The 19,043-nt window shown below is 63.1% G+C and carries 16 protein-coding genes; 7 read left to right on the forward strand and 9 right to left on the reverse strand.

Features of this window, described 5'->3' with window-relative positions:
* The first annotated feature begins 170 nt into the window (after positions 1-170).
* Together HMPREF3145_RS03865 and metE are read left to right on the forward strand one after the other, a co-directional pair.
* Positions 171-1,109, forward strand: a complete 939-nt coding sequence (locus HMPREF3145_RS03865) for a methylenetetrahydrofolate reductase (RefSeq protein WP_070421942.1) — start codon at positions 171-173, stop codon at positions 1,107-1,109.
* A gap of 14 nt (positions 1,110-1,123) precedes the next feature.
* Positions 1,124-3,373 carry a 5-methyltetrahydropteroyltriglutamate--homocysteine S-methyltransferase gene (metE, locus tag HMPREF3145_RS03870; RefSeq protein ID WP_070421943.1) on the forward strand — a complete coding sequence of 750 codons (2,250 nt, stop codon included), beginning with the start codon at positions 1,124-1,126 and terminating at the stop codon, positions 3,371-3,373.
* 179 nt (positions 3,374-3,552) lie between these two features.
* Here the strand turns inward: metE and HMPREF3145_RS03875 are convergent, their stop codons facing one another.
* On the reverse strand, positions 3,553-4,515 hold the full coding sequence (locus HMPREF3145_RS03875; RefSeq protein ID WP_070421944.1) for an endonuclease domain-containing protein: 963 nt from the start codon (positions 4,513-4,515) through the stop codon (positions 3,553-3,555).
* A 279-nt stretch (positions 4,516-4,794) separates the two neighbouring features.
* Here HMPREF3145_RS03875 and HMPREF3145_RS03880 point away from each other — a divergent pair, with 279 nt between their 5' ends.
* The 5 genes from HMPREF3145_RS03880 to HMPREF3145_RS03900 all read left to right on the forward strand — a co-directional run bounded on the left by HMPREF3145_RS03880 (position 4,795) and on the right by HMPREF3145_RS03900 (position 8,898).
* Positions 4,795-5,316: a peptidylprolyl isomerase gene (locus HMPREF3145_RS03880; protein ID WP_070421945.1), complete on the forward strand. Its 522-nt coding sequence runs from the start codon at positions 4,795-4,797 to the stop codon at positions 5,314-5,316.
* A gap of 64 nt (positions 5,317-5,380) precedes the next feature.
* Complete coding sequence (locus HMPREF3145_RS03885) at positions 5,381-6,052, forward strand: rhomboid family intramembrane serine protease (protein WP_141740804.1); 672 nt, start codon at positions 5,381-5,383, stop codon at positions 6,050-6,052.
* Positions 6,053-6,304: 252 nt separating this feature from the next.
* Positions 6,305-6,511: a hypothetical protein gene (locus HMPREF3145_RS03890; RefSeq protein ID WP_070421946.1), complete on the forward strand. Its 207-nt coding sequence runs from the start codon at positions 6,305-6,307 to the stop codon at positions 6,509-6,511.
* Positions 6,512-6,513: 2 nt separating this feature from the next.
* The gene (locus HMPREF3145_RS03895) at positions 6,514-7,230 is read left to right on the forward strand and encodes a hypothetical protein (RefSeq protein ID WP_070421947.1); all 717 of its coding nucleotides are present in this window, start codon (positions 6,514-6,516) and stop codon (positions 7,228-7,230) included.
* 102 nt (positions 7,231-7,332) lie between these two features.
* Positions 7,333-8,898, forward strand: a complete 1,566-nt coding sequence (locus HMPREF3145_RS03900; protein ID WP_070421948.1) for a catalase — start codon at positions 7,333-7,335, stop codon at positions 8,896-8,898.
* Between the two features lie 67 nt (positions 8,899-8,965).
* Here HMPREF3145_RS03900 and HMPREF3145_RS03905 read toward each other — a convergent pair whose 3' ends face one another.
* The 8 genes from HMPREF3145_RS03905 to HMPREF3145_RS03940 all read right to left on the reverse strand — a co-directional run bounded on the left by HMPREF3145_RS03905 (position 8,966) and on the right by HMPREF3145_RS03940 (position 19,035).
* A complete protein-coding gene (locus HMPREF3145_RS03905) occupies positions 8,966-10,357 on the reverse strand; it encodes a hypothetical protein (protein ID WP_070421949.1) in 1,392 nt (463 codons plus the stop codon).
* 194 nt (positions 10,358-10,551) lie between these two features.
* A complete protein-coding gene (gene crgA / locus HMPREF3145_RS03910) occupies positions 10,552-10,827 on the reverse strand; it encodes a cell division protein CrgA (RefSeq protein WP_070421950.1) in 276 nt (91 codons plus the stop codon).
* A 24-nt stretch (positions 10,828-10,851) separates the two neighbouring features.
* Positions 10,852-12,930, reverse strand: coding sequence for a Stk1 family PASTA domain-containing Ser/Thr kinase (gene pknB, locus HMPREF3145_RS03915; protein ID WP_070421951.1), 2,079 nt, complete (start codon positions 12,928-12,930; stop codon positions 10,852-10,854).
* The gene (locus tag HMPREF3145_RS03920) at positions 12,931-14,427 is read right to left on the reverse strand and encodes a serine/threonine-protein kinase (RefSeq protein WP_070421952.1); all 1,497 of its coding nucleotides are present in this window, start codon (positions 14,425-14,427) and stop codon (positions 12,931-12,933) included.
* Complete coding sequence (locus tag HMPREF3145_RS03925; RefSeq protein WP_070421953.1) at positions 14,428-15,882, reverse strand: penicillin-binding transpeptidase domain-containing protein; 1,455 nt, start codon at positions 15,880-15,882, stop codon at positions 14,428-14,430.
* Entirely contained in the window at positions 15,879-17,222 is a 1,344-nt protein-coding gene (locus tag HMPREF3145_RS03930) for an FtsW/RodA/SpoVE family cell cycle protein (RefSeq protein ID WP_070421954.1), read from the reverse strand. The genes HMPREF3145_RS03925 and HMPREF3145_RS03930 overlap by 4 nt, the downstream gene beginning before the upstream one ends.
* On the reverse strand, positions 17,219-18,589 hold the full coding sequence (locus HMPREF3145_RS03935) for a PP2C family protein-serine/threonine phosphatase (RefSeq protein WP_070421955.1): 1,371 nt from the start codon (positions 18,587-18,589) through the stop codon (positions 17,219-17,221). Before HMPREF3145_RS03935 ends, HMPREF3145_RS03930 begins: the two co-directional genes overlap by 4 nt.
* Positions 18,586-19,035 carry an FHA domain-containing protein FhaB/FipA gene (locus HMPREF3145_RS03940; protein WP_070421956.1) on the reverse strand — a complete coding sequence of 150 codons (450 nt, stop codon included), beginning with the start codon at positions 19,033-19,035 and terminating at the stop codon, positions 18,586-18,588. The genes HMPREF3145_RS03935 and HMPREF3145_RS03940 overlap by 4 nt, the downstream gene beginning before the upstream one ends.
* Between the last annotated feature and the right edge of the window lie 8 nt (positions 19,036-19,043).

Here is a 19,043-nt window from a genome sequence, read left to right on the forward strand (position 1 = left end):
GGTTCAGTTTGCGGTATTTACATTCACGAAAACCAGCCGCATGACCTGCGCAAACGGGCAAAATAGACAACCTTGATTGTGGCGCGGAAACGGGCAACATAAGTTTCAAGTCACCGTTTAACCACGGTGCAACAAGTCCCGATGACAGCCAGCCGAGAGAAAGGTCCGCCATGTTCGAAGCCTCCCCTTCGACCCGGCTTTCCGCCTCGGCACCCATCGACCGCGAGGGCGCTCCGGTGATCCGCCGCCCCCGCCCGAAGCGCCAGCGCACCGCGTTGAGTTTCGAGATCATTCCGCCGCGCCCCTCCGACAGCGTGGCCAAGATGGACGAACTCATTGCGGGCCTGGCCGCCTACAACCCGGATTACGTCTCCGTGACCAGCTCGCGTCGCAGCGAGTGGCTCGAAGGCACTGCCGCGGTGATCTCCCGGATTGCGGAAACCACTGACCTGCGCCCGATCGCTCACCTGGCCTGCACGGCGGGTACGCGCGAGGAGCTCACCGAGTGGATCCGCACGCTAATCGACGCCGGCGTGCGCGGCTTCCTCGCACTCCGCGGCGACCTGCCCGAAACGGGCATGCCGGAGCACTACCTGCAGTACGCCACCGACCTGCTCAATCTCATTGAGGAGGTGCAGGAGGAGGAGGCGTTTCGCCTCGCCGCCGGCAAGCTCGCGCTGTCGGTTGCGTGCTACCCGAAGGGGCATGAGGAGTCGCGAAATTTCGACCATGACCTGGATGTGCTGCTGACTAAGCAGCGCCTGGGTGCCGATTTTGCGATTACGCAGCTTTTCTTCGAGGCGCAGGATTACCTGGACTTTGTCGAGGTGGCACGCCTGGCTGGTGTGCGTATTCCGTTGATTCCGGGGATTATGCCGATGACTTCCCTGAAGCGTGTGCGCCGGATGGGTGAGTTGTCGGGGTTGGAGGTGCCTGAGGTCGTCGAGAAGCAATTGCTCGAAGCTGACGACGAATACGAAACCGGCATGCAACTCACCGCCAACCTTGCGCGGGAGATTTTGGACGCCGGCACCGGCGGACTCCACGTGTACACCCACAACAACCTGGCCGTCACGCGGGACTTCTTGGACCGCATCGGCATCCAATAGATAAAGGACAAACCATGACCACCTTCCCCAAGGCAACCATCGAGGGTTACCCGCGCATCGGCGCGAACCGCGAGCTGAAGCACGCGCTTGAGAGCTACTGGGCAGGGCGTATCGACGCCGACACGTTCCGCTCCACCGCCCGCGCCCTCCGCGTGAACAACTACAACCATCTGCGCGACCTCGGCCTCACCGAGGATTACGCCATCCCCGCCGACGTCGCCCTCTACGACCAGGTGCTCGAGACCGCCCTGACCGTGGGCCTCGTGCCGGGCGGGGTGGATCTGGACGAGGAGTTCGCGCTCGCCCGCGGCAACGCCACCCGCGTGCCGCTGGAGATGACCAAGTGGTTCGACACCAACTACCACTACCTCGTGCCGGAGATCGAGGCTGGTCAGGAGATTAAGGCCGTGCCGGAGCGCATCCTGCGCATCGTCGAGGAAGCCGCCGAGGCCGGCCACAAGGTTCGCCCGTTCCTCGTTGGCCCGGTCACCCTCATTGCGCTGTCCAAGCCTGCCGAGTGGTCGCTGCTGCCAGCGCTTGTCGACGCCTACGCCGAGGTATTTAAGGCCCTCAAGGACGCCGGCGTGGAGTGGATCCAGATCGCCGAACCGGCCGTGGTCGCCGACCTGTCCACCCCGGACGCCGAGATTGCCAAGTACCTGCGCTCGGCATGGTCTGATCTGCTCGGCCGCGAGGACCGCCCGAACGTCTACCTGACCACCCCTTACGGCTCCGCCCGCGAGGCACTGCCGGTCCTCGGCGAACTCGGCGTGGAAGCACTGCACGTCGACCTTGCCCCGTGGACCCTCGACGCCGACGCCGGCTACCCGGAGCGCATCCGCACCACCATCCCGGAGACCACCCACCTCGTCGCCGGCATCATCGACGGCCGCAACGTCTGGGCCGCCAACCTGCGCGAACGCACCGAGGTCCTCGAGTCCCTCGGCCGCCCGGTATCCGTCTCCACCTCCACCTCGCTGCAGCACGTGCCGCACACCCTCAAGGCCGAGCGCAACCTGCCGGTCGAGGTCGCACCGTGGCTGTCGTTTGCTGACGAGAAGCTCGCCGAGATCCAGGCACTTGTCGCCGGTCCGGAGGCCGCAGCCGAGGCGTTCGCCCAGTCCGACCGCGCTGTGCGCACCCGTGCAGAATCGACGACGATTCACAACCAGGCGGTTGTGGACCGCGTGGCAAAGCTGCCGGAGGGCGAAGTCAAGCGCGAGCCGGCCTTCGAAGAGCGCATCAAGATCCAGCGCGAAGAACTGAAGCTGCCCACCCTGCCAATCACCACGATCGGTTCCTTCCCGCAGACCCAGGAAATCCGCAAGGCCCGCGCCGACCACCGCGAAGGCACCCTTTCCGACGCCGACTACAAGGAAGCCCTCAAGGCCGAAATCAAGCAGGTCATCGAACTGCAAGAAGAGATCGGCCTCGACGTCCTCGTCCACGGCGAAGCCGAGCGCAACGACATGGTCCAGTACTTCGCCGAACTCCTCGACGGCTTCGTCGTCACGGAAAACGGCTGGGTCCAGTCCTACGGCTCCCGCTGCACCCGTCCGCCAATCGTCGTCGGCGACGTCTCCCGCCCGAAGGCCCTGTCCGTCGACTGGTCCGCATACGCCCAGTCCCTCTCCGACAAGCCGGTCAAGGGCATGCTCACCGGCCCGGTGACCATCCTGGCCTGGTCCTTCAAGCGCGACGACGTGCCGCTGTCCGTCTCCGCTGACCAGATCGGCGTCGCCCTTGCCGACGAAGTCGCCGACCTCGAGGAAGCCGGCATCAACGTCATCCAGATCGACGAGCCGGCCCTGCGCGAACTGCTGCCACTTCGTGCCGACGACCGCGCCTCCTACCTCGACTGGGCCGTCCGCGCCTTCCGCCTCGTGTCCTTGAACGCGAAGCCGTCGACCCAGATCCACACCCACCTCTGCTACTCGGAGTTCGGCCAGATCATCGACGCCGTCGCCGGCCTCGACGCCGACGTCACCTCCATCGAGGCAGCCCGCTCCAAGATGGAACTGCTGGAAGATATCGACGAGACCTTCCACTCCGAAATCGGCCCCGGCGTGTGGGACATCCACTCCCCACGCGTGCCGTCCACCGAGGAAATCGCGGGCCTGTTGCGTGCCGCGCTCAAGAATGTGCCGACCGAGCGCCTCTGGGTCAACCCGGACTGCGGCCTGAAGACCCGCGGCTACGCCGAGGTCGACCCGTCCCTGCGTAACCTGGTCGCCGCCCGCGACGAGGTCGTCGCCGGCCTGTAGGTTCCGGTCGCGCCGGGGCGTGCTCTGCCGCGCCGGTGCGCCGGTGCCCCGGTGCGCCGGTGCCCCCGCCCCCGCTTCGAGTTTCCAGCGAACTAGTTGTAGCGAACCGCCCGAAAACCGCGATTCGCTGGGTGTAGTTCGCTGGTTTCTTTCGTTTCAGGGGTGCGGCGCGGCGCGCTTTACGGGAATCGGGATTGGCGTTGCCTTGGACGTTGCCGGGTCGCGGCGACTTGCGGCTCACCGCGCTTGTCTGCCCGTGCTTTCGCCTCCCGTATCCGGCGGACGCATTCCTCCGGATTCCGGAGTATCTCCCGTGTGAAAAATCGGATGACCTCGTATCCCTGCTCACGAATCCAAGTTTCGCGCTTGAGTTGAGAGAGGACGGCATCGTGAGGCTTGTTCTCGAACTTATCGAGGCCATCGATCTCAATAACGAGATTTCCCCAGATCAGGTCGACTCGGAAATCTGGTCCGATCCACAGTTGCATCTCCACCTCAATACCGTTTTCGTGGAGGATCACACGCAGGAGGGTCTCGTACGGTGACTCTGACCAAGGAGACGCAAGTTCGAGTGCCCGCCGTGCGTTCGCAATCCCTCGTTTTCCCTTGAGACGGGCAATTTTGGCTTGGATGGTCTCCCATCGTCTCCGCTTTTCTTGGAGGGTGCCGAAGCTTAGAAGCCAGTCCATCGCGACCGCGCCCTGACGCACGCCGTGAAACCGCGCGATGTCGATCGCGGTGCGCTCTGGGCTTGTCACCTGTATTTTTCGGTCCGCACCGATGCAGTCGGTCCGGTGGATGCAGTAGACGTCCGATTCAGGGATCCGCATGTGACGGTAACGCAGACCGTCGGGCCAGTCTTTCGTGGATGGTGGCGTACCGTGCGTTTGTGCGAGCTCGATGACTTCCTTGCCGTCCGGGATGGTCCACATGTTCAGTAGGCGGGCGGCCGAGCGACTCACCAACACCGAGCGATGGGCCGATGAACCTGCTGCGTAGCAGCGTAAGTACTCGCGCTCGTACGGCCGCAGCGCGTTCCACGCTTCGAGGCGCACGTATCGACGCGATGCAACTTTTACGCATGCTTCCGCCTCGGCGACCGCCTGGCCGACGAGCAATTGCGTCAACTTTTCCCCAACCATATGACCCCCCGGTTTATGATGCTGGATTAAAAGTATCCGCTGGGGAGCCGATGCACAAGAGCAACGTGCTAACCGAGGCCTCCGATCGAGTTTCCAGCGAACCAGTCCCAGCGAATCGGCAATTTTCGACGATTCGCTGGGATTGGTTCGCTGGGTTTGCGATCAAAGTCCTGGACCGCCCAGGACAGCCCAGGACACCAAGACAGCCCAGGACGGCTCGGCACGCCCAACCGCCGACCCGGCGAACGCCCGCGGACGATTCCGCGTAGTCTGGTCGGCATGACTCAGAAGACACAAACGATGACGTTGCACACGAACCACGGCGATATCGTGATTGACCTGTTTGGCAACCACGCGCCGAAGACGGTTGAGGTAATCACTGGCCTGGCGACGGGCGAGCAGGAGTACGCCACGAAGAACGCCCAGGGTACGACCGAGGGCCCGTTCTACGACGGTGCGATTTTCCACCGCATCATCCCGGGTTTCATGATCCAGGGCGGCGACCCGACCGGCACCGGCACGGGCGGCCCGGGTTTCCAGTTCGCGGATGAGTTCCATCCGGAGCTGCAGTTTGATCGTCCGTATCTGCTGGCTATGGCGAATGCGGGCCCGGGCACGAACGGTTCCCAGTTCTTCATCACCGTGGACGCCACCCCGTGGCTGAACAACCGCCACACCATTTTCGGCGAGGTGACGGATGAGGCGTCGAAGAAGGTTGTCGACGAGATCGCGAACGTGCAGACCGGCCGCATGGACCGTCCGGTTGAGGATGTTGTGATCAACTCGGTCGAGGTCAAGTAACACGTCTCGATCAGCCCCTGCCAGTTGGCGGGGGCTTTTTCGTGCCCAAAGTACGCTGAAGGCCATGTTCCCCAATGCCATGAAGAACACGTTGAAGAATGCTCCGGCCACCTCCGTTATTGCTGCGTTGTGCACGTTGGTGTTTGTGGTGACGGCGGTGCAGTCGCGAAGTGTGATGGACGTTTGGGATTCGCAGGTGGGGGAGCAGATGATCCTGTTCGGCCCGTTGGTGTACGACTGGGGTTATTTGCGCACGTTGAGCGCGGGCTTTCTGCACCTGGACATTACGCATCTTGCGTTGAACATGTTTATGTTGGTGTTCATTGGCGCGGAGGTGGAGCGCTTTGTGGGGTCGGGTCCGTTTGTGGTGGCGTATTGCGCGGGGGTGCTGTGGTCGTCGATTAGCGTGCTTGCGTTTAATTTCACAACGCCGACGGCGGGCGCGTCGGGGGCGTTGTACATGCTGATGGCGGTGCTCATCGCAGTTGCTTATCGACGATCAACCGACCTGCGCGCCCCACTCACCCTGGTGGCGGTGAACGTGGTGTATTCGCTGATGTCGCCGACGGTGTCGCTGTGGGGGCACCTGGGTGGGCTTGTGGTGGGGCTGGTTGTGGGGTGGTGGCTGACCTCGCCGAATGTGCGCACGCGGTGGGTGGCGGCGTGTTCGGCGTTGGTGGCGGCGGTGCCGGTGGTGTGGCTGCTCACGGTGCCGTCGACGATCCCTGTGTACTAACCGGAGTTATCCACAAGCGTTATCCACAATGTGGAGAACTACACGCGTGTGTTTTCTCGAACGACACGTCGAACAGCGAAAACGACACGCCGAAATTACCTGGTGTTTTCGAATAATCCCCAGCACATCCACGGTTCCTGTGGAGTTGTGCACAGAGTTATCCACAGGTGTGGATAGTTGTGTTCGAATAGCTGGAGAGCAGTGTCGCTGCTGTTGGCTAGGATCAGAGCCAAAAGAAAGAAGGTGATTCTCATGAAGCTGAAAGTGCGCCGCTTTACCAATGCAGAGCTGCGAGCACGCCAACGCGGTTTGCGCGCGAAGTTAACTGAATCGTTGGGGATGGCGTTGCCATCTGATGACGTGCTGAAGGAGCTTGCCTGGTCAGGCGGGTTCACCTACGAGCAGCGAGACATCTACGACGAGTTGCGCAGGGTGGAGTCACTTCTCGGGGAGCGTTAAGCGTGGAGAAAGAGGCTGTAGAGTTCCTGCAGCAGGCACTCGACTTGGCGCTTGATGTATTGCCAGTCGCGTCCATTCGCGACGTTCGGTACAACGCCGAATCCAATACGGATGAAGATCGCGTTGTCGGTAGTTTTCAACTGCCACTTGTTTACGGATCTGGACAGTCTGACCAGGGGGTTTCGAAATCTGATTACAGTGCGATCTATCAGGTTTTTATCGAATATGAGCTCGCGATCGGTTCAGGCGAACAGTATTTGGCCGTCGATCGAAGCAAGTTCGAGATCCGCGTCCGCACTTCACCTGGTATCAGATTCGAGTATGAACGCGGATATACCTCTGCCCCCACGGCGCACATTCACTCTTCGGGGATCTCCGGGTTGTTAAGTGTTGCCCTTATGGCGAACTTCGAGGGGACAAAGGCGAAGGACAAACGCAGAGGTGATCTGCAAGCCCTGCATTTTCCCGTAGGGGGGAGACGTTTCCGTCCTTCCTTGGAGGACTTCCTGTATTTCGTTATCCGCGAATGTGGCTTCCGGGGAAGGCCAGGCTGGGAGGGTAGGCTGCTGCAGTCTCGGGAAGAATGGCTGGACAAGCAGCTCCGCGCTGCGGTCCGGGATCATCCTGCGGAGGCAGCGGAGGCGCTTCGAGACCTCGGCTACAACGTGGAGCCACCTTCTGGTGGCGACGTAGAGAAGCGTAGAAAACGTACTTGGTAGCCACCGTCGAGGCTGCTTACGAATGTTTCGGCAACCGGTTCATGCGGAAGTACCTACCCTGGGAGGGGTACATGTCAACAACAGTGAAGTAAGGAGCAAGTCGTGACTGACAAGAGCAAGGCGGAGGAGATCGTCGCTAAGGGCGAGCGTCCTGCGGGCAAGGGTCGTACCACTGAGTTGAGTGGTCAGCCGGTTGCGTCGGAGAACATTTCGGTGACGCAGGGTCGTCAGGGGGCGAATGTGCTTAACGACGTCCACCTGATCGAGAAGTTAGCCCACTTCAACAGGGAAAACGTCCCGGAGCGTATCCCGCACGCGAAGGGCCACGGCGCGTTTGGCGAGCTGCACATCACGGAGGACGTGTCGCAGTATACGAAGGCGAAGCTGTTCCAGCCCGGCACCGTCACGCCGATGGCGGCGCGTTTTTCCACGGTTGCGGGCGAGGCTGGCTCGCCGGATACCTGGCGTGACGTGCACGGTTTCGCGCTGCGTTTTTACACCGAGGACGGCAACTACGACATCGTGGGCAACAACACCCCGACGTTCTTCCTGCGCGACGGCATGAAGTTCCCGGATTTTATTCACTCGCAGAAGCGCCAGCCGAACTCGGGCTTGCGTGACGACGAGATGCAGTGGGACTTCTGGACCCGCACCCCGGAGTCCGCACACCAGGTGACCTACCTCCTGGGCGACCGCGGCACCCCGAAGACGTCGCGCCACCAGGATGGTTTCGGCTCCCACACCTTCCAGTGGATCAACGAGGAAGGCACGCCGGTGTGGGTGAAGTACCACTTCAAGACTCGTCAGGGTTGGGAGTGCTTCACCGACGAGGAGGCCACGGAGAAGGCCGGTACCGATCCGGATTTCCAGCGTGCGGACCTGTTCAACGCGATTGCAGAGGGCGACTACCCGATCTGGGACGTCAAGGTGCAGATCATGCCGTTCGAGGAGGCGAAGGATTACCGCTTCAACCCCTTCGACCTGACCAAGACGTGGTCGCAGAAGGATTACCCGCTGATCCCGGTCGGCTACTTTGTGCTGAACCGCAACCCGAAGAACTTCCACGCGCAGATCGAGCAGCTCGCGCTTGATCCGGCGAACCTGGTGCCGGGTGTGGGTCTGTCGCCGGACCGTATGCTGCAGGCGCGTGTGTTTGCCTACTCGGATCAGCAGCGTTACCGCATCGGTACGAACTACAAGGACCTGCCGGTCAACCGCCCGATCAACGAGGTGAACACCTACGCGGAGCGTGGTTCCATGGCGTACTTCTTCAACGAGGAGAATGAGCCGAACTACTCGCCGAACCGCACCGACAAGGGCGCCGGCTACTTGGACAACGGCGAGGATTCCTCCTCCAACTTCACCGATTACGGCCAGGCGGAGAACCTCTACGTCAACCCGGATCCGGAGGGTACTGACCTTGTGCGTGCTGCGTACGTCAAGCACGCGGAGGACGACGACTTCGGCCAGGCTGGCACGCTCTACCGCGACGTGTTCGACGACGGGGAGAAGGAGCGCTTCGTTCACAACATCACCAACAAGATGATGGCGATTAAGAACAAGGACGTCGAGGAGCGCGTTTACGAGTACTGGGGCAAGGTCGATGCTGACCTTGAGACCAGGGTTCGTGAGTCGCTGGCGAAGAAGCGCGCGGCACAGAACAACTAGCGCAAGATAAAGCCCGTTGAGTCAACAGACTCAACGGGCGTTTTCAGCTTCGCGGTTTTAGAAGGGTTTAGAAGGTACCGCGGACCTGGCGACCGAAGTCAGAGGTGGTTGCGTCGAGGGAGGACACCTTCTGGTCGTTGTACAGGGAGGTGTCGCCTGCGAGGCGGCCGGTCTGGGTGACGGTCAGGGTGTTGTGGAGACGGCCTTCCTTGGTGTTGCCGTCGCCGAAGGAGAAGCCGGCGAGCAGCATGTCGTCGCCAGCGTTGACCGGGTTGGACAGGGTGACCTCGAAGACGCGGACGTTGCGGTCGAAGTCGTAGCCAAGGTCACGGACGTGGGAGCCGTTGTAGCGGGTGGTGGTGATCAGACGGTCGACGCCCTCCGGGCCGGCGAAGGTGCCGACCTCAACGCGGAAGGTCACGGCCGGGAACTCGCCCCAGTAGCGCTTGTCGCCGACGTTCTTCACGCGCAGCGCGACGGAGCCTGCGAAGCCGGAAGCCTTCCAGGTGGAGGTGGTGAAGTGCGGCTGCAGGTCGAGCTCGCGCACAGCGTTCTCTTCTGCTTCGATGACCTCTTCAACCTCACCGGTGTTGGTCTCTTCGACCTCGTCGATGATGTTGGTGCCCTCGTCGGTGATGTCGTTGTTGGTGACGTCTGCTGCCTTGTCGTCCTCAACCTTGTCAACGTCATCGAGGTTCGCGCCGGTCTCGATCTTCTTGACGTCCTCGTTGTACGCCGGGTTCGGGTTGTCCACCGGGGTGGTCACCTGTGCGCCCTTGTTCGGTGCCCAGGAGCCGGCCGGGGTGGCGTAGTTCTTGACACGCACCTCGTTCTTGACCGGCATATTGGCGATCCAGGCGGTCGGGGTGGCCCAGGTGCCGTTCGGGCGGCAGCGCTGCTGGGTACCGGTCATGGTGACGGTGCGGAAGCCGTAGGTGGCCTCGCCGGTGTTGCCTGCCGGCACCTCGTACGGGCCGATCTGCTGACCGACGGACCAGCTCAGGGAGCCGGAGACGTCCCAGCCGAGGGACTTGGCCAGGGAGTAGCCGATGTTGCCCTGCAGGCCGTCCTTGGAGCCAGAGCCACCGAGCGTGATCGTCTCGGTCTTAGAACCGTTGACGGACGCGGAGATGGACTGGGTACGGGACAGATCCTGGGACAGCGGGATGGCCTTGTCGGACAGGTTGGTGGTGGAGATGGTGCCCACCGGCAGGAAGTTGTCCTTCACCTTGTACACGACGGTGCGGTAGTCCTCGGTGGAGTTGCAGACCGGACGTGGGTTGAGGACGTTGGCCTTCAGGTGGTCAGAACCACGGTAGGTGTGGATGATCGGCAGAGCATCGTTGGTTGCCGGAGTCTCCGGATAGGACTCTTCAAGGGTTTGAGCGGTTGCGGTGACTGCGGAGCCGGCGATGGCGACGGCTGCGAGTGCTGCAACGGCGGAACGGATTGCGCGCACGGGCGGTCCTTTCTCGGTGACTTTTCCTTTGAAAACGTTGAGGTGAGATTTAACTCTCACTGATAAAGTGATAATCGAGTGCACAGGTTTGTGCAGAAAACTGTTGTAGAATTCACCGAATCCGGGGGTAAACGAAACAAACGGGGCGCCGCGGAAAAACTCCGCGACGCCCCGTGTAAGCAGCGAAAACCGGTCTAACGCCAACCCATGGTCATCAGCAGGCCGAGGATCATGCCGGAAAAGCCGATGGCGTAGTTCCACGGGCCGAGTTCGGCGAGGAACTGAATTTGGTCACCGGCGAGGTAGTACAGGATCAGCCACGCTAGGCCGAGGATCATGAGGCCGAACATGATGACCTTGTACCACACTGGGGTACCACCGGTGTTGACCTTGACAGGGGTGCGGGACACGCCGGTGGAGGTGCTGCTGACCGGGCGGACCGGGTCCTTGGTTACTTTCGCTTTAGGCATCGTTGTCTCCGTTGCTTTCTGGGGTTACAGGCCGAGCCTGCGTTCCATGTTGCGTACCGCGTTTGCCGCGTTTACCGCGTTCTGGGGTGAAACTGTATCAGCCTCACCTGCAGCTGCGTTATTTTGCGGCAGCAAGGCGCCGGCGTCGAACTTCCACAGGTTGTAGTTGATGGCCTGGTCTTTGCGGATCAGGTCGCCGGCGGGGATTTCTTGGTGGCCGATCTGTCCGGCGTCGACAAGCGCGCCGGTGGGCACGGTGGGCCCGGCGACCATGCGGCCGCTCCAGCCGGAGTCGCGCAGCACGCGCTCAGCGTCCGACGGCTCGAGGTGCGTGATCTTCGGCATCTTCATCAGCATGCCGTTGGAAATGCGCAGCTCAATGGTGGTGCCGGTGGGCACGTCGGTGTTTTCACCGGCGACGGCGAGCACTTCACCCTCGGGATGCTCGGAGTCAACCTTGGTCACAGTGGCGCGCAGTTGCAGCGACGACAGGGTCGCGGTGGCTTGCTCCACGTTCAGCCCCACCAGCGACGGCACCTGGACCATGTCGGGGCCGGAGGAGACGGTGATCGCGATGCGCGAGCCCTTGGCAATCTGGGTACCGCCAGCGGGTTGCTGGCCCAGGATGATGCCTTCTTCGATGTTGTCGCTGGATTCGCGGCGCACGTTCGGGTTGAGCTCGAGGCCCGCCTTCTCCAGCTCCTCGATCGCTTCGTCCGTGGTCAGGTTGGTCACGTCTGGCACGTCCGTCATCTCCTTGCCGGAGGAAACGGTCAGTTTCACCACCGCACCCTGCTTCAGTTCGGAGCCTGCTGCCGGATTGGTTGCGATGACGTCGCCGCGTTTGATGTCCGGGCTCGGCTCGTCCATGACGGAGACCTGGAAGCCGAGACGCTCGAGTTCCTGGACGGCTTCGTTGCGCGGCTTGCCGGTCAGATCGGGGATCTGCACCATCTTTTCCTGCGTGATGGCAGGCTTGTTGCCTTCGGAGAAGTAGTCGTAGGCAAACCACGACACTGCGCCGACGAGCACCAGGCTCAGCAGCGCGGCGATCCACTTCAGCGTGTTCGAGGAGGTCTTCTCGTTCGCGGCGCGGTGGTCGGCGTAGCGGGTGTGCTGTGCGGCCTCTGGAGCCATTGCTTCTCTGCGACGCGGAGCCGGCCCACTGACCGCATCCCCAACCACAACCGTGTTGTCCACAGCATGCGCACCCGCGTCGTGCTCGGCGGCGGACAGGTGATTACGCGCAGCGGTGGTGACGTTGCCGTGCTCAAGGAGCTGCAAGTCTTCGCCCATTTCGGTGGCGGTCTGGTAGCGATCCGCCGGGTGCTTCGCCATCGCGGTGAGGATGACGGAATCCACGTTGACGGCCTCGTTGTCCGTCAGCGGGTTCGGGATCCGCTCGGACGGCGGCACCGGGTCCTCCTGCACGTGCTGGTAGGCGACGGCGAAGGGAGATTCGCCCTCAAACGGCGGCACACCGGTGACGGTTTCGTACATGACGCAGCCGAGTGCGTAAATGTCGCTGCGTGCGTCGGCCGGTTTGCCGCGGGCCTGCTCGGGGGAGAGGTACTGAGCGGTGCCGATCACCGCGGAGGTTTGCGTCATGGCGGAGGTGGAATCGTCCAACGCGCGCGCGATGCCGAAGTCCATCACCTTCACCGAGCCGGTGTTGGTGACCATGATGTTGGCGGGTTTGATGTCGCGGTGGATGATGCCAGCGTCGTGGCTGGCCTGCAGCGCGCGGGTGACCGGCAGCAGCAGCTTCGCCGCACGCTCGGGCGTAAGCGGACCTTCGTTGCGCACGATGTCGCGCAGGTTCATGCCGTTGACGCGCTCCATGACGATGTAGGGCACGTCCACACCGGAGGTTTCCACCGACCCGGTGTCGTAGACCGCCACGATGTTCTCGTGGTTCAGCCGCGCCGAGTTTTGGGCTTCGCGGCGGAAGCGCTCGCGGAAGTTCTCGTCGCGCGCCATGTCGATCTTCAGCATCTTCACGGCGACGTCACGCCCAAGCGCGACGTCAGTGGCGGCATATACGTCTGACATGCCGCCGGTGCCGATGATGTTGCCGAGTTCATATCGGTCCGCGATCAGCATTTACCTGCCACCTCCGAACAAGTTTTCAAGGTCTGGCAATTCTATCCCAGGCGCCGGCGCATTCGTCTCCTGCGTCGGGGCTGGTGCCACGCTGGTTGCCGGTGCCGACGTGGGGGCTTGCTCTGCCGAGGTCGGCGCGGTTGTTTCGGGTGCCTCGTCGTCCGGTGCAGGTTCGTGTTGCTCAGGTGGCTCGACGAAGCTCACGGTGCCGGGCGCGTGCGTCTCGGTGACCGTGGTGCGCTCGTGGTGCGTGGTGGTAGCCACGGTATCCGTCTCGGGCTCCTCTTCCTCCACTGCGGTTTGGGTGGCCACGGTCGGAGTCGTGGTCGGGGTGGAGCCGCCGATGAAGCGGTCGAACACGCCTGCGGTGTACGCCCAAGCTGCGATCACACCGACAAGCGCGAGCCCGAGCAGCGTAGCGACGACCGGCCCAGCCGCCGATTTCTTCTGCGGAGCCGGGGCAGCCGGGGCTGGTTTGGGTGCGGGGGCGGGGGGTCGTCGAGAAGCAACGGCTCGCGCTGCGGACGGCGGGTACGCGCCGGCGGGACGGGCAGTGCGTTCGCTGGCAACGTTGGCCAACATCTGAGTCGACGCGGTGGCGGACGGCTCCATGGCCACCACCTGCGTGTTCCCACCAGGCTGGGCAGGCCGCAGGCCTTGGCGGACCTGTGCGATGGCGAGCTGGAACTCGTTGCCGTCGCGGAAGCGCTGGCCGGGGGTCTTGCGCAGGGCGATCTCGATGAGTTCGCGCGCCGGGGCAGACACCGAAATCGGCAGCGCAGGCGGCTCGGCGGACACGTGGGCGAGTGCGACCGACACCGAGGAATCGCCGGTGAACGGGCGCTTGCCGGAGAGCATCTCGTAGCCCACCACACCCAGCGAATACACGTCGGAGGCAGACGTCACCTTCATGCCCTGGGCCTGCTCCGGGGAGACGTACTGGGCAGTACCCACCACCATGCCGGTACGCGTCAGCGGCACCGCGGCTGCCGCCTTGGCAATGCCGAAGTCCGTGATCTTGATCTGCCCGTTCTGGGTGATCATCAGGTTGCCCGGCTTAATGTCGCGGTGCACCAGACCCATGCGGTGAATCACCGCCAAACCGTGCGCGGCCTGCTCGAGGACGTCAAGCGCGACCGCCTCATCCAACTGGCCCTCGCGGGCGATGAGGTCCGCCAGCGACTCGCCGCGGATGTACTCCATGATGATGAAGCAGACGGTGAAGCCCGCGTCGGTGTCTGCCTCGCGGTAGTCGTAGGTGGCCACCACGTTGTCGGAGTTGATGCCCTGGGCGCTCAACGCCTCGTTGCGGAAGCGGGCGAGGAACTCCGCGTTGGAGCTGAACTCGGGGCGCAGCACCTTGATGGCCACCTCGCGCTCGTTGGCCAGGTCGTCTGCCAGCCACACGGTGGACATGCCGCCGTGGCCGATGATCCACTGCAGCTGGTAGCCGTCGCCGACGAGCTGTTGCAGGTCCTCGCGGTTTTCGGTGTTCATCTACTGTGCTCCTTCCACGGGTGCGGGGGCGGCGGGTGCTGCGCGCAGCACGGCGCGTCCGATCGGCCCGGCGACTTGGCCGCCGTAGGCTGCCTCGCCCATGTTGCCACCGTTTTTCACCACCACGGCAACGGCGACGTCCTTGGCCGGGTCGAAGGCGACGTACCACACGTGCGGGGCGGCGCCTTCGGCGTGCTCGGCCGTGCCGGTCTTGGAGGCGAATCCGTTGCCGTCGTAGCCGAAGGTCCACCGCTCGGACGCGAACATCAAGTCCGTGATCGTCGCGGCTTCCTCTTCCGTTACGGCCTCGTTGAGTTCCACCGGCTCGGTTTCGTGCAGGACCTTGCCGTCGGCGTTGCGCACTTGCCGCACCACGTGCGGTTCCATGCGCTTGCCCTTATTTGCGATGGTCGCAGACATCATCGCCGCCTGCAGCGCGGTCATGGTCACGTCGCGCTGACCGATGGTGGACTGCGCCAGCTCGGCGCCGCCGGGCAGATCGCCCAGCGAGCCGGCGGCATTCGGCAGGCCCAGGTTGTAGCGCTCGCCCACGCCGAAGCGGGCGGCGGCGTCGCGCAGCGCATCCGGGCCCATGGCGAGGCCCATCTGCACGAACGCGGTGTTGCAGGACAGGGCGAACGCGGTGCGCAGCGGCACCTGCCCGCCGCCGGCGCAGGGCTGGCCGCCGTCGTTGGTCAGCGGGATGTTGTCCGTGCCCGGCAGGATGATTTGCGTGTCGCCGGTCAGCGGCGACTCTGGCGTGTAACCGTTGCGCAGGCCAGCGGCAGTCGTGATGATCTTGAAGATCGATCCCGGAGGCAGCTGCTCCTGCGTTGCGTGGTTGAGCAGCGGGCGGCCCGGGTCGTTGTTCACGCGCGCCCACGTGTCGCCGGCAGTAGCAGGGTTGGCGATCTCGTTGGGGTCGTAGCTCGGCGTCGAAGCCATAGCGAGCACCTCGCCCGTCGACGGCCGCAGCGCCACCACAGCACCATTGTAACCAGGCTGCGCAAGCTGGTCGAATGCGAGCGCCTGCAGGTTCGGGTCGATGGTTAACTCGACATCGTCGCCCTTCTTCGAATCCTCGAGCCCGGTGCGCAGGAAGCGTGACGACGACCCACCCTCACCCGTGAGCTCCCCATTGAGCCCCGCCTCAAGCTGGGCGGTGCCGTACTGGTCGGACACGTAGCCGACCACCGGGGCGAAGGACCACGGCATGTTCGGGTAGGTGCGCTGGAAGTAGCCGGTCTGTTCGTTCTTGAACGACTCTGCAAGCGTCAGATCTCCGGCCTTGATGTTGCCGCGGTTGATCTGCTTGAGCTCCATCACCGTGCGGGAATTGCGCGGGTCCTGGGCATATTCGTCTTCACGCATGGTTTGGATGATGGTGAAGTTCACAAGCAGCGCGGTAATCAGCAGCAGGGAGACGACGGCGCCGTAACGGATCGACTTGTTCATCGGGCACCCACCACCTGGCGTCGCTGTGTGCTTTCGTCGTACTCCGCCGGGCGGTTCGCGCTGCTAGAGATGCGCAGCAGCAGGCCGAGCAGGATGTAGTTCGCCATCACCGACGAACCACCGGCAGACATAAACGGCGTGGTCAGGCCTGTCATCGGCATCATGGAAGACACGCCACCGGCGACGACGAAGATCTGGATCGCAGTCGTCAGCGCAAGGCCCGCAGCCAGCAGTTTGCCGTAGGAGTCGCGCACCTGCATCGCCGTGCGGAATCCGCGGGTGATGAAGATGGCGAACAGACACAGCACGGCAGCGATACCGACCAAGCCGAGCTCTTCGCCGATCGCGGCGAGGATGTAGTCGGAGTGCGCCACCGGCACGAGTTCCGGGTGGCCATAGCCCAAACCGGTGCCGGTCATACCGCCCCAGCTCAGGCCGATCAGGGCGTTGGCGGGCTGGTTGCCAATGCCCTCAAAGTCTGCGAACGGGTCGATGAAGTTGGCCACGCGCTCCTGAATCTTCCCGCTCACCTGGTACACCGCGTAGCCACCGACGGCCACGAGGGCCAAGCCGATGGCCAGCCAGGAGATGCGGTCGGTGGCGAAGTACACCATGCCCAGCACGGTGGCGAACAAGAGCAGCGCCGGGCCGAAGTCGTTGGATGCCGCCATGATCAAAATGGCAATCGCCCACACCATCAGAATCGGCGCAAGGTCGCGCACACGCGGCAACGTCAACCCCAGGAACCTGCGACCCGCCACCGTAAACAGGGCGCGTTTCTGCGCCAACAGTTGGGCAAAGAAGATCAGCAGCAGGATCTTGGAAAACTCACCCGGCTGGATAGAAAACGGACCAAGCCATAGCCAGATGCGGGCATCCGCGTGGCCTTCCGGCTGCGGCCACACCAGTGGCAGCGCCAGGAAAATCAGGCCAACCAGGCCTAGCAGGTACGAGTACCGCGACAGCGCTTGGTGCTCGCGCACGACGAGCAGGGTGAGCACCATCAGCCCCACGCCGACGAGCGACCACATCATCTGCCGCTCTGCCAAAGGCCCGTATCCAGGGCGTTCGGCGAGGTCAAGCCGGTAAATCACCACCAGTCCGATCGCATTGAGCAGCGCCACCATCGGCAGCAATACCTGATCCGCGTGTGGCGCAAGAAACGCCAGCGACAGGTGCGCGATCGCGTACACGCCGATGAACCCGCCCACGAGGTACAGCATTTCGGTGGACAGGGTGCGCCCCTGGCTGGTCTCCAGCCCGAACAGCATGAGCAGCAGCAGGCCGGTGGCGAACAGGAGCAGCAGCAGTTCGCGGCTACGTGCAGTCAGCCTGCTCATTGAACCTCCCGGCACTTGTTGTCCTCGGGCTTTTGCTTATCCACACAACCCGGCAAGGCATCATCCGCCAAGTCCTTCAACCGGCCAAGCACTTCGTCGTACGTGCCGGTAAAGCCCTCGTCGACAATTGCTTCGCGCTCTTCCTGCGGCAGGTCATCGACGCTAAACAGGTGGCAGTCCTCCGGCGTAGAGTTCGCCGAAATCACACGCAGATCGCCGTCCTTGCTCAGGCAGGCGTGCTGGATGCGCTCGACCTTCTCTGCGGCGAATGGGTTGCTGCGCGAGGTATGTTCCACGACGAACTGCTTGTCGTCGTTTACTGTCAGCGCGTACTCGTCCACAATGCGGGACTTCGACCACACCGCACCGCCAACAACCAGCGTCAACAGCAGCACAAGCGTGGCGACGACCCACGGCCACACCGAGCTCGGCTGCTTAGCCTTCGCGGTTGCTGAGTGGGACTCCTCGTCGGAGTCGGCGGAATCCGACTCCTGCGTCTTCGCCCGGTTGTGGTCCGGGGCGATCGTCTCCGACTTGCGCAGCAGCGCCGCGGCCCGGCTCGCGGAGGAGTCCGGGTGTGTCTGTTCCACAGCCGGCACCAACGCGCCGGCCTTCACTGCGGCGGGTGTTTCGGGGACGTCCGCGTCGTCGTCAACCTCGACGACCTCGGCCACCACTACGGTGACGTTGTCCGGGCCACCGGAACGCAACGCCAACTCAATCAGGCGCTGCGCTGCCATCTCAGGCGTGCCGTCGCCGAGCGCGATCTCGATCGTCTCGCGCGTCACCGGATCCGACAACCCGTCGGAGCACAACAACACACGATCGCCCGGCTTGACCTTGACGAGCTCCAGGTGGGGCTCGACCTCGCGGCCCGTGTACGCCTTGAGAATCAGGGATTTCTGCGGGTGGCTGGACACGTCCTCGGCGGCGAGCTTGCCTTCGTCGACAAGCGACTGCACGAATGTGTCGTCCACCGTGAGCTGCGTAAGTTTTCCGTCGCGCAGCAAATAGCCTCGCGAATCACCCACGTGAATCAGACCGAACTGCTGGCCATTGAACATCAGCGCCGTCAGCGTTGTACCCATGCCAGCCTGCTCCGGATGAGTCCCCACAGACTCCGCGATGGACGCATTCGCATCCTCCGCAGCCGCACCCAGCAACGCCAACATGTCGGCATCCTTCGGGTCGCGGTCGAGGTGCTCCATGTGCTCCACCATCAACTGGGAAGCAACCTCACCAGCAGCGTGGCCGCCCATGCCATCCGCAAGCACCAACAAGTGCGGACCCGCATACGCCGAGTCCTCATTATTAGTCCTGACCAGGCCGCGATCGGACGCGGCGACGAAATCTAGCGCGAGCTTCACGGCATTAGCCTCACAATCGTGCGTCCCATCTTCATATCCATGCCCACGGTCACCCGCTCAGGCTGATCAATTCGCACCCCATTGACAAAGGTGCCGTTGCGCGAATCCAAGTCCTCCACAAACCAGTCACTGCCACGCCGGAACAGGCGCGCATGGCGTGACGACGCATAATCGTCACCCAGCTGGAAGTCATTGTCACCAGCCCTACCAACAGTGAACTCCTCCAAGCTGGCAATCTCCATGTGGGAGCCTTGCAACGGGCCCGCAACAACCGCAAGAGTGCGCGCCTTTTCCCTCGGCGCAGGCGAAGAAGCCACCGCTTGGCGACGAACCGCCCCACCCGCCGAGACAACATCCTTACGCTGCGTCCACATCACCAGCAGGATGAAGACCCACAACAGCGCCAACAAACCAAAACGCGCGCTGAGGATAATTGTGGAATCCATCTCAAACC

The organism is Corynebacterium sp. HMSC05C01 (assembly GCF_001807155.1).
GTDB classification, from domain to species: domain Bacteria; phylum Actinomycetota; class Actinomycetes; order Mycobacteriales; family Mycobacteriaceae; genus Corynebacterium; species Corynebacterium coyleae.